Origin of the sequence: Bradyrhizobium brasilense (assembly GCF_029714345.1) — a bacterium.
Classification (GTDB): domain Bacteria; phylum Pseudomonadota; class Alphaproteobacteria; order Rhizobiales; family Xanthobacteraceae; genus Bradyrhizobium; species Bradyrhizobium australafricanum.
The window spans coordinates 8,602,547-8,617,567 of the sequence record NZ_CP121669.1; the positions used below are offsets into that span (position 1 = coordinate 8,602,547).

Annotated in this window: 15 protein-coding genes; 7 read left to right on the plus strand and 8 right to left on the minus strand. The window is 65.5% G+C overall.

The genetic code is table 11. The annotated features are described in order from the left end of the window. Positions 1–48: 48 nt before the first annotated feature. Entirely contained in the window at positions 49–438 is a 390-nt protein-coding gene (locus QA635_RS39860; RefSeq protein WP_092089709.1) for a carboxymuconolactone decarboxylase family protein, read from the minus strand. 137 nt (positions 439–575) lie between these two features. Here QA635_RS39860 and QA635_RS39865 point away from each other — a divergent pair, with 137 nt between their 5' ends. From QA635_RS39865 to QA635_RS39880, 4 genes are read left to right on the plus strand one after another with little or no spacing between them, the layout of a single operon-like run. Then, positions 576–1,535: a Bug family tripartite tricarboxylate transporter substrate binding protein gene (locus QA635_RS39865; protein ID WP_283065455.1), complete on the plus strand. Its 960-nt coding sequence runs from the start codon at positions 576–578 to the stop codon at positions 1,533–1,535. A gap of 43 nt (positions 1,536–1,578) precedes the next feature. Continuing rightward, positions 1,579–2,442: an NAD(P)-dependent oxidoreductase gene (locus QA635_RS39870; protein ID WP_283065457.1), complete on the plus strand. Its 864-nt coding sequence runs from the start codon at positions 1,579–1,581 to the stop codon at positions 2,440–2,442. Then, a complete protein-coding gene (locus tag QA635_RS39875) occupies positions 2,439–3,419 on the plus strand; it encodes a Gfo/Idh/MocA family protein (protein WP_283065459.1) in 981 nt (326 codons plus the stop codon). The genes QA635_RS39870 and QA635_RS39875 overlap by 4 nt, the downstream gene beginning before the upstream one ends. A 6-nt stretch (positions 3,420–3,425) precedes the next feature. After that, on the plus strand, positions 3,426–4,181 hold the full coding sequence (locus tag QA635_RS39880) for a GntR family transcriptional regulator (protein WP_283065460.1): 756 nt from the start codon (positions 3,426–3,428) through the stop codon (positions 4,179–4,181). On the opposite strand, the gene QA635_RS39885 is transcribed toward QA635_RS39880, so the two are convergent. Then, a complete protein-coding gene (locus QA635_RS39885; protein ID WP_016847287.1) occupies positions 4,178–4,306 on the minus strand; it encodes a hypothetical protein in 129 nt (42 codons plus the stop codon). The two genes, QA635_RS39880 and QA635_RS39885, sit on opposite strands and share 4 nt — an antisense overlap. Positions 4,307–4,692: 386 nt before the next feature. On the opposite strand from QA635_RS39885, the gene QA635_RS39890 reads away from it, so the two are divergent. Beyond that, positions 4,693–4,869, plus strand: a complete 177-nt coding sequence (locus QA635_RS39890; protein ID WP_162832420.1) for a hypothetical protein — start codon at positions 4,693–4,695, stop codon at positions 4,867–4,869. A 286-nt stretch (positions 4,870–5,155) separates the two neighbouring features. Here the strand turns inward: QA635_RS39890 and QA635_RS39895 are convergent, their stop codons facing one another. The 6 genes from QA635_RS39895 to QA635_RS39920 form a co-directional block, all read right to left on the minus strand. Next, positions 5,156–6,727, minus strand: coding sequence for a serine hydrolase domain-containing protein (locus QA635_RS39895; protein ID WP_283065463.1), 1,572 nt, complete (start codon positions 6,725–6,727; stop codon positions 5,156–5,158). A 100-nt stretch (positions 6,728–6,827) separates the two neighbouring features. Beyond that, positions 6,828–7,745 (minus strand): DMT family transporter, encoded by a 918-nt coding sequence (locus QA635_RS39900; protein ID WP_283065465.1) that lies wholly within the window; start codon positions 7,743–7,745, stop codon positions 6,828–6,830. Positions 7,746–7,960: 215 nt separating this feature from the next. Next, entirely contained in the window at positions 7,961–8,731 is a 771-nt protein-coding gene (locus QA635_RS39905; protein WP_283065467.1) for an SDR family NAD(P)-dependent oxidoreductase, read from the minus strand. 121 nt (positions 8,732–8,852) lie between these two features. Continuing rightward, positions 8,853–10,517, minus strand: a complete 1,665-nt coding sequence (locus tag QA635_RS39910; protein WP_283065468.1) for a thiamine pyrophosphate-binding protein — start codon at positions 10,515–10,517, stop codon at positions 8,853–8,855. A 212-nt stretch (positions 10,518–10,729) separates the two neighbouring features. Further along, positions 10,730–11,533 (minus strand): dienelactone hydrolase family protein, encoded by an 804-nt coding sequence (locus tag QA635_RS39915; protein ID WP_283065470.1) that lies wholly within the window; start codon positions 11,531–11,533, stop codon positions 10,730–10,732. A 191-nt stretch (positions 11,534–11,724) separates the two neighbouring features. Beyond that, the gene (locus tag QA635_RS39920; RefSeq protein ID WP_283065471.1) at positions 11,725–12,744 is read right to left on the minus strand and encodes a L,D-transpeptidase family protein; all 1,020 of its coding nucleotides are present in this window, start codon (positions 12,742–12,744) and stop codon (positions 11,725–11,727) included. A 187-nt stretch (positions 12,745–12,931) separates the two neighbouring features. On the opposite strand from QA635_RS39920, the gene QA635_RS39925 reads away from it, so the two are divergent. Continuing rightward, positions 12,932–13,906, plus strand: a complete 975-nt coding sequence (locus QA635_RS39925) for a lytic transglycosylase domain-containing protein (protein ID WP_283065472.1) — start codon at positions 12,932–12,934, stop codon at positions 13,904–13,906. A 16-nt stretch (positions 13,907–13,922) separates the two neighbouring features. Then, complete coding sequence (locus QA635_RS39930; protein WP_283065474.1) at positions 13,923–14,669, plus strand: Crp/Fnr family transcriptional regulator; 747 nt, start codon at positions 13,923–13,925, stop codon at positions 14,667–14,669. Positions 14,670–15,021 lie beyond the last annotated feature (352 nt).

The following is a 15,021-nucleotide window of genomic DNA, read 5'->3' on the forward strand; positions in this document are numbered from 1 at the left end:
TTGCCGGTCGCAGACGGCAACGTCCCTATCACGGCGCCGGCCTGTGCCCTACCCCTCCGGGGACACCTCGCCGAACACCTCGGCAGCGATCTTGCTGGTCTCGATCGCGGCCGGAATGCCGCAATACATCGCGACCAGCAGCAGCACGTCCTGCACCTGCGCGGCGGTGCAGCCATTGGCCAGCGCGCCCTTGGCATGCACGCGGAACTCGGCGGGCTTGCTGCTCGCCGCGGTGATGCCGAGCATCACGAGGCTGCGGATCTGGTCGGACAGCCCGCTGCGCTCCCAGACGTCGCCGTAGACATAGGCATTGATGATGTTTTGCAGCGGCGTGCCGAAGTCGCCCGCAGCCGCCATCCGCTTGGCGACATCGCCCTCGCCGAACATCTTCTGGCGCCGGCGCAGTCCGCGCGCATGGAGATCGCTGATGTCCACCATCGTCGTCTGGCTCCCCTGAATGGGCTATTTATACGGATAAATATGACGCACCTCAACATTCTGGCAGGCCTAGCGCTTGCCTTTCTGACGTATTTGTCCGTATAAATCTGCAAAAGCAGACACGGGAGGGGACCGGGATGAAGTTACGGCTGGGGCTGCTCGTCGTCCTGCTTGCGACGCTTCCGGTCCTGCCGGCCTTCGCCGCCGACGATTTCCCGCAACGGCCGCTCAAGATCATCGTGCCCTTCCCGGCCGGCGCCGGTCCCGACAATGTCGCGCGGCTGGTCGGCCAGCATCTGCAGGACGCATTCGGCCAGACCGTGCTGATCGAGAACCGCGCCGGCGCGCTCGGCAGCATCGGCGCCCAGGAGGTCGCGCGCAGCGCGCCCGATGGCTACACGCTGCTGATGGGCACCAACACCACCCATGCCAGCAACGTCGCGACGCTGAAGAGCCTGCCCTACGACCCGGTGAAGGATTTCGCACCGGTCATCCGCACCACCACGACGGCGATGGTGCTGCTGGTCAATCCGAAGCTCGCGGCCAGGGACCTGCCGCAGTTCCTCAGCTACGCCAAGGCCAATCCCAACCTGACCGCGGGCTACGGTTCCGGCGCATCGCAGATCTCGATCGCCCAGCTGCAATCGCGCGGCGGCCTATCGCTGGTCGCGGCGTCCTATCGCGGCGTGCCGCAGGCGATGACCGACGTGATGGCGGGGGTGATCGATCTCACCTTCGGCGACTTCTCGGTCGCGATCCCGCAGATGCAGGGCGGCACCTTGCGCGGCATCGCCGTGACGTCGGCGACCCGCAACGAGCTGACGCCCGGCCTGCCCGCGCTCGCGGAAGCGATGCCGGGCTTCGAGGCCACGATCTGGTACGGCCTGTTCGCGCCGGCCGGCACGCCGGAACCCGTGGTCAGCAAACTCTACGCCGAGTGTGCGAAGTACCTCGCGATGCCGGAGACGAGGAAGAAGCTCGCCGATGTCGGCGTGATGGTGGCGCCGCTCGCGCCCGCCGAGTTCGGCGCCTTCGTCAGCAGCGAGGTCGTGCGCTGGTCGGCGGAGGTCAAGGCGGCCGGCATCCAGCCGCAATAAAGCGAGGCGGCGTCGCATCATGGCTTGCGAGACACCTGTTGGCATGATTGGCCTCGGGCTGATGGGATCAGCGCTCTCCGCGCGGCTGATCGACGCCGGCATCGGGGTGATCGGCTTCGACATCGACGCCGCGAAGACCGGTGGCCTGAGAGCCAGCGGCGCCGAGTTCGCGGCTTTTGCCGCCGACGTGGCGGCGCGCTGCCGGACCATCGTCATCGCGGTGTATGACGCGGCCCAGGTCAAGGGATTGCTGCCGGAGCTCGCCAACGCGACAGTGCCGCCGCGCGTCATCTGCACCACCACCTGCGCGCCGGGCGAGATCGTGGCAATCGCCGAATTCGCCTCCCGCTCGCGCCTCGCCTTCATCGAAGCGCCGATCTCGGGGACCAGCGCCGAGGTCCGGGCGGGCACGGCCACCGCGCTGGTCGCCGGCGATGCCGACATCATCGACGCCGCAGCGGCGACGCTCGATATCCTCTGCCCGCAGCGGGTCAATGTCGGCGCGATCGGCAATGCCAGCCGCACCAAGCTCGCCATCAACCTGATCCTGCAGAACAACCGCGCCGCGCTGGCCGAGGGCATCGCCTTTGCCGAAAGCCTCGGCCTCGACGGCGCGGCGTTCCTTGCGACCGCGCGGCAATCGGCGGCATATTCAAAGGTGATGGACAGCAAGGGGCCGAAGATGCTGGCGCGGGATTTCTCGCCGCAATCGCATATCGCGCAGACCTTGAAGGATGCCGAATTGATCCTGCAGGAGGCCGGTCGGCACGACCTGCCCTTGCCGCTGACCTCGGTGCAGGCCGAACTGCTGCGCGCGGCGATCGCCCTTCAAGGGCCGGACAACGACAGCGCCGCGGTCATCGAGGCGATCCGGGCCGGACGCGGCCACGGTGAGGGACAGTCATGATCAACTGTGCGATCGCGGGCCTCGGTCGATGGGGCCGCGCACTGGTCGGGGCCGCGCGCAACGAGCCGCGGCTCAGGATCGTCCGCGCGGTGGAACCGGACGCCAACGGCGCCGCCGGCTTTTGCGAGGCGCTCGGCCTCTCCGTCGCGGCGAGCCTGGACGATGTCCTCGCCGACCCTCGCATCGATGCCGTGCTGCTGGCGACGCCGCATTCGCTGCACAAGGACCAGGTGATCGCGGCAGCCGGCGCCGGTAAGCAGGTGTTTTGCGAGAAGCCGCTGGCGCTGCGGCGCGCCGATGCCGCAGAGATGTTCGCCGCCTGCCGCAGCGCCGGCGTGGTGCTCGCGGTCGGGCATAACCGCCGGTTCTGGCCGTCGATGCAGGCGCTGCGCACGATCACAGCCAGCGGCGAGCTCGGGACCATCCTGCATGTCGAGGGCCACAACAGCAACGAGAACTCGCAGGCCATCACGCAGGGCTGGCGGCTGTCGCCCGAGGAATCGCCGGGCGGCGGGCTGACCGGCGCGGGGCTGCATGTGCTCGACGGCTTCGTCAGCCTGCTTGGTCCCGCGCGCCAAGTCTATGCCCGGTTGAGTGCGCGCAAGGCGGGACCGCCGCCGCTCGACACTGCAACCTTGGCGATTGAATTTGTGAATGGCGTGAGCGCAACCCTTGCGACAATTCGCGCAACACCGTTCTATTGGCGCGTGCATGTGTTCGGAACGAAGGGATCCGCCGAGGTGCTCGACGAACAGACGATGGTGCTGCGGAAATCCGGCGAGGCGCCTGCGACGACGCGCTATCCGGCAATCGACACCCTCACCGCGGAACTATCGGCCTTTGCCGACGCCGTCGAAGGCAAGCAGCCGTTCCCGGTGCTCGAGGCAGACGTGCTGGCGACGCTCGCCGCGTTCGAGGCCGCGCTGCAGTCGATACTGTCGGGACATCCGGTCGTCTGCCATACGGCATACCAGTGATCCGCCATGTCTGAACAACCGGACCGAGCGCGATCGTCCCGCTACCGCGACATCGCCACCGGACTGCAGAAGGACATCCGGCTCGGCACCTACGCGGTCGGCAATCTGCTGCCGACCGAGACCGAGCTGATGGCGAGCTACCAGGCCAGCCGGCAGACCGTGCGCGAGGCGCTGCGCATCCTGATCGACCAGGGCCTGATCGTGCGCCGCGCCGGCCTCGGCTCGGTGGTGATCGCATCCGAGCCGCCGGTGCTGTTTACCCACAGCGTCAAGTCGCTCGGCGAATGGCTGCGCTATTCCAACGAAACCTACCGCGAGGTCGTGGCCAGCAGCGACATCGTCGCCGACCGCAAGCTGGCCGGGCTTTTGAAATGCGAGCCCGGCAAGAGCTGGTTCCTGATCGAGGCGGTGCGCCGCTCCGACCAGTTCGCCGCCCCGCTCGGCTGGGCCGAGATCTACGTGCTGCGCCGGTTCGCCGATGTCGTGACCCGGCCCGATCACGGCCGCACCCCGGTGCATGAGCAGATTGCCAGGATGTACGGCCAGGTCACCGAGCGCGCGCAGATGGAAATCTTCGTGCGGGGCATGCCGGCGCCGATCGCCAAGGCGCTCGGCGTCAAAACCGGCTCGCCGGCACTCACCGTGGTACGCCGCTACTACGGCCAGCGCGAGGAACTGTTCGAGGTTACCATCACCACGCACCCCGAGGGGCGCTACACCTACACGATGGATATGCAGCGCTCGCTGCGGCCGAAGCTCTAGCGCACCCGGGCCAGATGGGTGCTGGCAGAGGTATGTGCCGTCTGCGGGGTGCCGCTCACGCCCCAGATCGCGACCGCAATCAGCGCGGCCGCCCAGACATAAGGCACAGCATTCAACTTCTTCATTTCCGGGATCATCCCCAACGTCTCAGCAGGACCGACTGACCTTGCGACCCAGGTTGTGAATCTCACCACCGCGGTCCTCAGCGTCTCACCAGGCAACCGTCCTTCACAACGCTACTAAGGTTAGACCTTGTCGGTTTCAGGACGCCTTCGTGCGAATCCGGAAATGATTTCGTCGGAACCGGGCTCTCTCATCCGAATTGATGAGACCGCGGGCTGAAGGGTTCGGCTCCATTCGAGGCAACACTTAAGAGAATTTTCTGCCCAAATTTGAGTCAGACGCACACCAAACCTTCCAAAGATGCGCCCACTGAATTCTTTTTGATTGTCGCCCCGACTCCCGCCGTGCGATCAGGGCCTGTGACACTGTGATGACAAGGGCTTCTCCCGTGACTGCCGAACCGGCCAAACCGCAAGGCGACTCCCGTCGCCGCTCCAAGGAAACCCAGGACGAGGTGGCGCGGTCGCTGGAACGGGAATTGAAGCTGCTGACGGAAGAGCGCCAGGAGCGCGCGCTCCGGTTCGGCCTCGACATTGCGGGCAAGACGCCGAAGGTGGACCAATAAGGTCGCCGCCGCGCTGAGAGCCTCGGGCGCATAGTTTCCTTAGCATTGTCGATTCGCGCGGCCGTCTGCCATGGCCGGTGTGCGTGTTGGCGTACGCCGGTCGTGATTTCCTGCGGCCATGCCGGCGAGGTCGCTGCGCGGGCACGACGCCTTCTGCACTATTGCAACGACCAGTCCCAGCTACAACGTCCGCCGCGGCGTATGGGTCCCGGCCTTCGCCGGGACGACGCGAAGGAAGCCGAGCTTCACGTGCCCGAAATGGACAGGGACGCGGCCCGCGCTCGAGCTATTGCGCGCCCGGCGCTTCAGCGTCGGCCTTAACGTCGCGGCCGAAGCGATCCTTGCCGCTGAGCCGGGCCTTGCCGCCATCGAACGACAGCAGCCATCGGCGGTCGGTATCGCCGCCGACCAGACGCAGGTCGATCGCGAATGTCTGGTTGTCCTGCCACGTCCCTTTCAGCGCCATCACGCCGAGCGCCGTTGGTTGACCGAGACGGTAGGCACCGTCGAGCCCGATCGGTCCCGCCAGTGTCGTCACCGGCCTCGCCGGATCCGGCGTCGCCGTTTCGAGTTCGTAGTGCGCGGGCTGATCCGTCAGATGCAGCGTTAGTGCCCGCAAATTGAAGCCATTGGCCGGGAAGCGCCAGGTCTTGCCGGAGATGGCGGCGGCCGTCTCGGGCACGGCACCAACGGCCGACGGCTTTTCGGTTGCGATCTCGCGCAGCGCGCTCGCGAGCTGATTGCCGCCGACGGAGTTCACCGGCAGCGCCGTGTCGGATTTGACCGCGCCCGAAATCTCGTCGGCCATTCTGCCGAACGAGCAGTAGTCGCGCGCGGTCACGACGGTGACGATGTCGAGGGCGGGAAGCAGCATGACGAGCTGACAGCGGTCGCCGACCGCCATGACAACCTGCCGCTGCGGCATCACCCAGAAGAAACTGGCGTAGCGCAACGATGGGTCGAACGAGGTGTGCATCTCCGTCGCCGCGTGCCTGATACGATCGACCCAACCGGTCGGCAGCAAGCGCTGCCCGTCCCATTCACCGTCACGCAGATAGAGCAGGCCGATCCTGGCGGCGTCGCGCGGCGCGAGCTGAAGCCCGCCGCCGCCCTGCGTCAGTCCGGGACCGATGCTGTTCCAGTACGGCGCGGCTATCCCGAGCGGGCGAAACAGTTTCGTCACCGCGTAGTCCCGCGCGCTCATGCCGGTGAGCTTGTTGATTATGGCGGCCAACAGCTGCGCATTGCCGGTGTTGTAATCAAACGCCTCGCCCGGCGCCTTCGCCATCGGGCGGTCGAGGATGAACTGGATCGCATCAGGGCTGCGCCCCCACTCGATCAGCGAGTCCGGTCGGCCACCCTCAACGCCTTCGGTCCAGGCCATTCCCGAGGTCATGTCCAGCATGGTCTGGACCGTGATCGCCCGCTTGCGGTCGTCGAGATTGGCGATGCTGCGATCGCCGAAGAAATCCACCATGCGATGGTCGAGGCTGTCGAGCACGCCATCCCTGAGCAGCATCGCGACCAGCGTGCCGGTCACCGCCTTGGTGACGGAATTGAACAGATGCGGGATCTCCGGCGTGTAGGGCGCATAGTAAGCGTCGAGCACGATCCGGCCGTGCCGCGCGATCAGGAGACTATCGAGACTGTGGGCCGCACCGTCATTGACGAGCCGCGCCAGCGCAGCGGAATCCATCCCCTGCTCTTCCGGCGTCGAGGTCTGCCACTGCCAGTTCTGCCACTGCGAGGTCTGCCGCATCGGCTCGGCGGCGCCTTGCGCCCGGGCTGCGCCCGACAAAGCCGAAGCTGCAAGCACGAGCCCTGCAAGCATCGGCAGCGCCAAACGTTGAACTTGCATCGGCGTCTCATTGCGACACGGGGGAGAGCCGCACCATCCGCGATCCCTCGCATGCTTGTCAATCGCCGCCGCGACCGCGCGCCAATCAGGGGCAAGCCGTCTAGCGCTGCCGCTGCGCGAGATAGAATCCGGCCAACACGGCGGCCAATCCGGCCGCCTGCAGCGTAGTTGGTGGCTCGCCGATCAGGAGCCATCCCAACAGCAGGGTCAGCACCGGCACTGTCGCAGGAAATACGGCTGCGCGGGCAACGCCCAGGCGCTGGATCGAAACCGCGAACAGATACATTGCCGCGGGCCCGGCCAGGATGCCCTGGGCGATGGCCTGCAGCGTGTTTTCATGCAGGCCGATGGCCGCATCGCGAGCGAGCCCACCGGAAGCGGCATAGAGTGGAAACAGCGAGAGCGACAGCACGCTGATGACGCTGGCCACGGAGAACGCCGAGACACGCCAATGGCGCACCAGCGTGGCGAAGCCCGCGAACATCAAGCCGGTCGCAACGAAGATCAAGTCGCCCATCACGGCGCTCGGCCCCATATGGCCGATCGACTCGCTGCCGATCACGGCAAGTCCGACGACGATGACGACAGCGCCGGCTGCGCGCGAGAGCGAGACCGATTCCTTCAGCAAGACGACCGCGAGAAACAATCCGCCCAGCGTCGCGCAGGACGGCTGGATCACGCTGCCATGCCCCAGCGGCACGAACATGAAGCCGGCATAGCTGATCAGCGACATCACCGGCCCGCCGAGCAGCATCAGCGCCATGCCGCGCCCCCAGCCGATGCCGCAGAGATCGCGGAGGCCGGCGCGCACAACGAGCGGCAGGAAGACGATGCCCGACCACAGGAAGCGATGCATCAGCAGGTCGACGGGTGTGAAACCGACCCTCAGGCCGTGTCGGGTCGCCACGAAGCCGAGCGCCCAGCACAACGCCGCACCGAGGCCGCAGGCGACCCCGAGCAGGATGGCTTTCGTATCCGGAAGGGCTGCGGCCTTGGCGCCGGCCGTGCGTTCGCTCATCGCGAACGACTACGTTAGTGCCGGAAGCGGATCAACCCATCGATATGCACGGCTGGTTGGCGCAAGCCTGCCAGGGTCCGCTTGGGTCAAGCTTTGACGTCATTCCGCGCTGCCGCGATGTCCGCTTGCTGCAAAGGGCGAGCTCGAGGGCCGGTTCACCCCAAGGGAAGCTGGCCTTTCACCGACAAGACGTGGGACCGAGGCCCTTCGGAAGATCAGGCCGCGCTGTAGCCGCCGTCGACCACGTGCGATGCGCCGGTCATGAACGACGCCTTGTCCGAGCACATCCAGACCACGGCTTCGGCGATTTCCTCGGGCACGCCGAGGCGACGGACTGGGATCTTGGCGATGATCTCGTCGTAACGCTCGTCCATCGTCTCCTTGGTCATCGGCGTCTTGATGTATCCGGGATTGACGCAGTTCACGCGGATGCCGTCCTGGGCATATTCGATCGCGGCGGACTTGGTCAGCCCGACGACACCGTGCTTGGTCGCGACATAGTGGCCGGACGTGGCGAGGCCGACCAGGCCTGCGATCGAGGCCGTGTTGACGATGGCGCCGCCATCGCCTTGCTTGAGCATTTGCGCGACTTCGTATTTCAGGCACAGGAACACGCCCATCAGGTTCACCGAGAACATCTTGGCCACCGAGGCTTGCGTGAGTTCATGAATGCGCTGGCCGGGCGGCCCGACGGAGCGCCCGGCAACGCCGGCATTATTGAACGCACAATCGATGCGCCCGAACGCCGAAACCGTGCGGGCCACCATGTTCGCGACCTCGGCCTCGTCGGTGACGTCGCCCTGGATCGCGATCGACTGGCCGCCGGCGGCATTGATCAGCGCGACGGTCTCCTCGATGCCGTCCTTCGAGAGGTCGGACACCGCCACGCGCGCGCCTTCACGCGCCATGGCAATTGCCGTCGCCCGGCCGATGCCGGAGCCGCCGCCCGTCACCAATGCGGCCTTGCCGTCCAGAATGCCTGCCATGAGAAACTCCTCGAGCGCGATGAGAGTGCGATGAAATTGGGGTGAATCATCAGTGCGCATGAGCTCTTTGTTTGAGCATGATCTTGCCGGAAAACCGCTTCGCACTTTTCCGGATCATGCTCTAGCGCTTGCCTTCGATTGCGATCTCGACGAGGTACGGCCGCTGCGCCGCGACAGCCTTTGCGACCGCACCGGCAATGTCGTCGGCCTTCTCGACCCTGACCGCCTCGACGCCCATTCCGGCCGCGAGATGCACGAAGTCGAGCGCGGGGCCGGTGATATCCATGTTCTGATAGGGATGCTGGGTGCCGGCTTCGAAGTTCTGCCGCCAGACGTCCACGTTGTGCTTGAGGATGCGGTACTCGCGGTTCGCCAGCACCACGAACACGATCGCAAGCTTGTGGTGCGCGGCGGTCCACAGTGCCTGGATCGCGTACATAGCCGAGCCGTCGCCGGAGATGGCAACCACCGGACGGTCCGGCATCGCGACCTTGACGCCGATCGCCCCGGCGAGGCCTTGGCCGATGCCGCCGCCGCGGCCGCCGAAATAACCGCCGAAGCCGCGATAGTCGAAGGCGCGCGCGAGATCGAGGCTCGCGGTGATGCTTTCATCGACGATGACGACATCATCGGGCAGGCCGCGACGAAGCTCCGCGGTGACACGCGGCATCGCGGTCGGCTGCCGGTCCCAGCTTTTCTCGACGCGCGCGCGATAGGCCTCTTTCTCCTTCGCCTGCAATTCGGCCAGCGCGGCATTGCGGTTCTGCGCGGCCTGCCTGAAGTCCGCGCCCGCTTTTTCACGCACCGCTTCCGACAACGTACTGACGCTGACGGCGATGTCGCCGACGATGCCGGCATCGAGCCGGTTGTTGAGCGCGAGACGCTCGGCCGAGGCTTCGATCTGCAGCACGGACGCGCCGTCAGGGATGTGGCCACCAGGCGCAAACCAGATGTCCTCAAAGAACGGACCGCCGATCAGCAGCACGAGATCGGTATCGCCGAGCGCCTTGCGCACCTGCCTTGCGTCGCCCGGAAGCGACTGACGATAGCTCGGATGGCTGGTTGGGAACGGCGCGTGATGGCGGAGCCCCTCGAACCACACGGTGGCGCCGATCGCTTCCGTGAGCGCCACCAGCGCCTGCTCGCCGCCTGAACGTGCCACGTCGTCGCCGGCGATGATGGCCGGCTTCTTCGACTTCAGAAGCAGCGCGACAAGCGCTTCGATGCCGGCCGGATCGGGGCGCGTCGAGCGCCACAAATTCTCCGGCGCCAGAGCATCGACCGCGGTCTCCTGTTCCATGACGTCGATCGGCAGCGACACGAACACCGGTCCCTGCGGCGCATCGGTCGCCACCTTGAACGCGCGGCGCATGATCGGCGCGATCTCGTCGGCGCGCTCGATCTGCACGCTCCACTTGGTCACCGGCGCCGCCATCGCGACGAGGTCATGGCCGAGCAGCGGATTCTTCAGCCGCATTCGGGTATCCTGCTGGCCGGCCGTCACGACCACGGGCGAACCTGCCTTCAGCGCGCCGTACAGCGAGCCGATACCGTTGCCGAGGCCGGGAGCGACGTGCAGGTTGGCGACGGTGACGCGCCCCGACGCCTGCGCGTAGAAGCTGGCGGCGCTGACCGCAACACCTTCATGCAGCGCCATGATGTATTCGAGTTGGGGAAAGGCCGGCAGGCTATCGAGCAGCGGCGTTTCGGTCGTGCCGGGATTGCCGAAGATATGACGCACGCCGTGCGACACGAACGATTCCATCAGCACACGACGCCCGCGCATTCGCTCCCTCTCGATTGTTCTGATCCGTTTTGCGCATCATCGGCCGGGGAGCGCCCCGTGGCAACCGTGCGAGACGGCCGGCATCCGCGCGGCCGGCTGCGTCATCCGCATGGCTTCAAGGCGCGGCCGCGCCAGCGAGGCCGCAGCCCTGCCACTTCCGCGGCCAAAGCAGCCACGAATGAAAAGGGCCACCGTCTGGGTGGCCCTTTCGCTTATTTTTTGAGGTTTGCAGCAAAGAGCTTGGCGGCTTCGGCCTTGGATTCCTGATCGGCCTTGGCATCGTATCTGAGCGGCAAATTGAACTTCTTGCCGAGCTCGGTGGCTTCGGGGTTCGTGAACGCGTGCACCGCGCCTGGATATTCGACGATCCGGTAATCGGCCTTCGCGGCGTCGAAATCCTTCTTCAGCGCATCGTACTGCTCGCGCTTCACGAACGGGTCGTCCGCGCCGTTCAGGATCAGGATTTTCGCCTTGACCGTACCCGGCGCCGGTGCGGGCGTGTTGAGACCGAGCGATGCGTGAAAGCCGGCAACGGCGGCGAGATCAGCGCCGGCGCGCGCCATGTTCAGCACCACCGCGCCGCCGAAGCAGTAACCGACGGCGCCGATCCGCTGCGGATTGACCGAGGCCTGCTTGGCGAGTTGCTCGCGCGCGGCGTTGAAGCGCTGCTCCATCACCTTCGGGTTCTTCATCACCGAGCCCGAGAGCGCGCCGGCATCCTTCGGGTTGTCGGCAGTCTTGGCGTCGCCGTACATATCCGCGATGAAGGCCACGTAGCCCTGCTCCGCGAACTTCCGCGCCTCGTTATGGATATGCGGGGTGATGCCCCACCATTCGTGCACCATGACGATGCCGGGCCGCTTGCCCTGGGTCGCGTCGTCATAGACGACGAAGCCCTTCATCGTGGTCTCGCCGTCGCTGTAGGTGACCGGCTCTTCTTTTACCGCTGCGTGTGCGCTCGCGACCATCGCGATGGCGCAGAGTGCTCCCACCATGTTCGTTATGATCGTTCGCATATTGACCTCCTGCGGGTTTGGCACGAGGCGACATTGGCATACCAGCGAAACCCGCGCTAGGCTCGGAAAGCGGAGCCGCTTTGCTTCGCAAGCTGGCGCATCATCTCTCGAGCGCGCGGGCGCCCGGCCCGAGGCCGAGCGCACCGAACATTTCTGTCGGTTGCTGATCTATGAACGATGTTGCGCCACGGTCAGCGCGTCGCCGTTGCTGCGCTTGTCGCGCTATCGATGAACGCAACCGGCGTTCCCTTCGCGACACCGGCCGCGACCCGCTGCGCGTCCCAGTTGGTGAGCCGGACGCAGCCGTGGGACTCCGCCTTGGACACCTTGCCGGGATCGGGCGTGCCGTGAATGCCATAGCCTTCGCCCGAGAGGTTGATCCAGACCACACCGACCGGGTTGTTCGGACCGGGCCTGATCGTGAACGGCGTCTTCGATTTGACGCCCTTGAACGCGTATTTCGGATTGTAGCGATAGGTCGGGTTCTTGTTGATCGCCGTCACCTTGAGCGTTCCGCTCGGCGTCGGCTTATCCGCGCTGCCGACCGTCGCAGGATAGAAGCCGAGCCGCTTGCCTGCTGCATCGAACGTGCTGAGCGTCTGCCGCGTCTTGTCGACCTCCACGCGCGCGATCGGCGGCGGTTTTTCGGCGTTGACGACGTTGGCAACCGCAATGGTCTCGCCGGCCTTGTCGAACGTCTGTCCCGGATTGAGCGCCTGAAGCAGCGCCTCGCTCATGTGGAATTTTTCGGCGAGCGCTTCGCGTGGACCGGTGTAGCCCAGCGCCGGCAGGCGCTTCATGCTCTCCATCTTCGCGGGGATCCTCTTCGCGAACGGCCCCTTCACGTCGGCGTCGACGATCGTGTAGCTGACGATCGCAGGGCCGTCGCTGGCGGCTGTGAGCCCGCTCCAGAGCTCCGGCGTCACCGCCTTGTCGAAGGACAATCCATTCGCGTCGGCAAACGCCCGGAGCGCCTTCTGCGCGTTATCGCCCAGCTTGCCGTCGATCTCGCCGGGAGAAAAATGCGCACGGTCGAGCAGGATCTCGAGCCTGGCAACGAAAGCGTTGAGCTGACCACGGTCCGGCAATTTTGCGGGCGGCGCCGCCACGTCGTTGATCGCGGCCGCATCAAGACCGGCGGCCACCGCTGGCGCGGCCGACACGAGCAAAAGTGCAATCGCAAAACGTGCAACGGAAAACGGTCGGAACATCGTGTATCCCAACGTGGCTATCTTCCGTAAAGCTACGGAAAGCGTCGAAGTTCCAACGCGAATAGCGGCCAAGTTCCGCGGCGGAACGGCCGATTTCGCGGCTTCGCCGCAATCGACCCGCTAAAAAGTCGTGATCCGAAGTGCATTTGCGCGCAACCCACATCACAATTCAGGTCTCTGGAAGCAAATGCGATTTGTCATCGCGGCGCTTGCCGCGTTTCTTGTCTTGATGCTCGATTTCGATCGTTCGGCCGGCTCGATCAATGCCTCAACCCAAGCCCCGACATTCTCACGCGACGCGACATCCGACGCCATTCCGTTTGCCGCGCGCTTTATCGAAAGTGCTGATGCCAGCGAGGCGCCCGCTGCGACGGACGCGGACAAGACGCCCGCGCCTGCGGCGCAGCCGAGCGATGCCGCGGCCGAGCCGCAGATGTCCGCGATCGACAAATTCTGCCACAGCCTGAAGGACGCGGCGCAGGCGAGCGAAATTCCTGTCGCGTTCTTTGCGCGGCTGATCTGGCAGGAGAGCCGCTTTCGCTCGAACGAAATCAGCCATGCCGGTGCGCAGGGCGTTGCGCAGTTCATGCCGGAGACGGCGGCTGAAGTCGGGCTCGACGATCCCTTCGATCCGCTGCAAGCGTTGCCCGCATCCGCAAGGCTGCTGCGCAAGCTGCGCGACGATTTCGGCAATCTCGGCCTGGCGGCGGCCGCCTACAATGCCGGCAGCGGCCGCGTCCAGAAATGGCTCGCCAGGCAGAGCGAGCTGCCGCGCGAGACCCGCGACTATGTCCGGATCATCACCGGCACCAAGGCGGAGGACTGGGTCGAGCATGCCGAGACGCTCGCCATCCGCATCGACTTGCCGAACGAAGCGCCGTGCGAAGGCGTCGGCGGTCTCTCGAAGGCAAAGGATGTCGCCTTCGTCGCAGCGTCGCCGGCATCCGCGGTGACGACGATCATCCGCAAGGCCGAGGCCGCGCGAGAGGCGGCAAGGTCGGTCGCCGGCCGCGCGCGCAAGCGGCTCGCGCTGCTGCTCAGAAAGAGCTCGCCGGGCGCGGCCCGGCCCGGCAAGGCGCACCCGACCGTCGTCGCCGCCAAGACGAAATCCGGCAAGACCCGCGCCATTCACGTGGCCTCGCGCGCGCGTTCGTCGAGCTGAAGCCGCGTCACGACGCGTGCACCGCCGCAAGCGTGGGCTGGCGATATTTCCGCTCAGGAAACTGAGCGCACTGGTGTATGTTGCCGGTCGTTTTCAGATCGGCTTGCTTGCAATTCATTTCCCAGTGGGCGTTGTCATGACGTTGATCGATGGTTTGGGTTATCTGGCGTCGGCTCTGGTGTTGCTGACGTTCTGCATGAGTACGATGTTGAGCCTGCGCGCTGTCGCGATATTCAGCAATCTGGCATTCATCAGCTATGGATTGGGCGACCGGATCTACCCGGTGCTCATCCTGCATATCATTCTGCTGCCTCTGAACGTGGTGTTGCTGTTCCAGATGGTTCGGCTGCTTCGGAAAGCGAAGCGTGCTGCAGCGACGGACCTTTCTCCGAACTGGCTGCAGCCGTTCATGCAGCCGAAGCATCTCAAGGCGGGAGAAACGATCTTCCGGAAGGGCGACGACGCCGACCTGCTGTACATGGTCGTATCCGGCGAGGTCAGGTTTCCCGAGATCGATCGCGGGGTATCGGCGGGTGAACTGTTCGGCGAGATCGGGCTGTTTTCGCTCGAGCGCCGCCGCACGCAAACGGCTCAAGCCGCGACCGATGTCGATCTGCTCTGGATCAGCGACGGCGCGCTGCGGAAGCTGTGCGAGCGCAACCCGGGACTGTCGCTGTATTTCCTGCGCCTGACGGCGACAAGGATGACGGAAAACGCAGCTCGCGCAATCGGGGTCGGCGCGCCGGCGCCCAATCCGGCGTAGAGCGCGCCGCCTCGCTTGCCGGCGTTACGGCGCGGACGAAGCCGCAAGGCTCGGCAGCGGCGCAAACTGCATCTCGGCAACGGCCGAACCGGCATATGCACTGGCGATCAGGATCATGACTCGAATGGCGACGAACATGGTGCCTCCTCAGTCTTGTTGTTGGTCTTTCAATGCCAGAGACTTCTTTCCCGCCGGTGAGGAAAGCTGGTTGCCGCAACCTTGAAGGCATTGGTAAGCGGGCCGTTTACGCAAGCTTCTGTTCATGAGTTGGGAACCGTATCGGCCGATCGGCCTCGGCCCTAAACGCGCGGTTCACCGTCACCGGGCATTGTTCGCCTCAATCAAGAAGGCG

Excerpts from the sequence above, each read along its gene's own strand:
- QA635_RS39860 (WP_092089709.1), bottom strand. The coding sequence starts at position 438 with ATGGTGGACATCAGCGATCTCCATGCGCGCGGACTGCGCCGGCGCCAG.
- QA635_RS39865 (WP_283065455.1), top strand. The coding sequence starts at position 576 with ATGAAGTTACGGCTGGGGCTGCTCGTCGTCCTGCTTGCGACGCTTCCG.
- QA635_RS39870 (WP_283065457.1), top strand. The coding sequence starts at position 1,579 with ATGATTGGCCTCGGGCTGATGGGATCAGCGCTCTCCGCGCGGCTGATC.
- QA635_RS39875 (WP_283065459.1), top strand. The coding sequence starts at position 2,439 with ATGATCAACTGTGCGATCGCGGGCCTCGGTCGATGGGGCCGCGCACTG.
- QA635_RS39880 (WP_283065460.1), top strand. The coding sequence starts at position 3,426 with ATGTCTGAACAACCGGACCGAGCGCGATCGTCCCGCTACCGCGACATC.
- QA635_RS39885 (WP_016847287.1), bottom strand. The coding sequence starts at position 4,306 with ATGAAGAAGTTGAATGCTGTGCCTTATGTCTGGGCGGCCGCGCTGATT.
- QA635_RS39895 (WP_283065463.1), bottom strand. The coding sequence starts at position 6,727 with ATGCAAGTTCAACGTTTGGCGCTGCCGATGCTTGCAGGGCTCGTGCTT.
- QA635_RS39900 (WP_283065465.1), bottom strand. The coding sequence starts at position 7,745 with ATGAGCGAACGCACGGCCGGCGCCAAGGCCGCAGCCCTTCCGGATACG.
- QA635_RS39905 (WP_283065467.1), bottom strand. The coding sequence starts at position 8,731 with ATGGCAGGCATTCTGGACGGCAAGGCCGCATTGGTGACGGGCGGCGGC.
- QA635_RS39910 (WP_283065468.1), bottom strand. The coding sequence starts at position 10,517 with ATGCGCGGGCGTCGTGTGCTGATGGAATCGTTCGTGTCGCACGGCGTG.
- QA635_RS39915 (WP_283065470.1), bottom strand. The coding sequence starts at position 11,533 with ATGCGAACGATCATAACGAACATGGTGGGAGCACTCTGCGCCATCGCG.
- QA635_RS39920 (WP_283065471.1), bottom strand. The coding sequence starts at position 12,744 with ATGTTCCGACCGTTTTCCGTTGCACGTTTTGCGATTGCACTTTTGCTC.
- QA635_RS39925 (WP_283065472.1), top strand. The coding sequence starts at position 12,932 with ATGCGATTTGTCATCGCGGCGCTTGCCGCGTTTCTTGTCTTGATGCTC.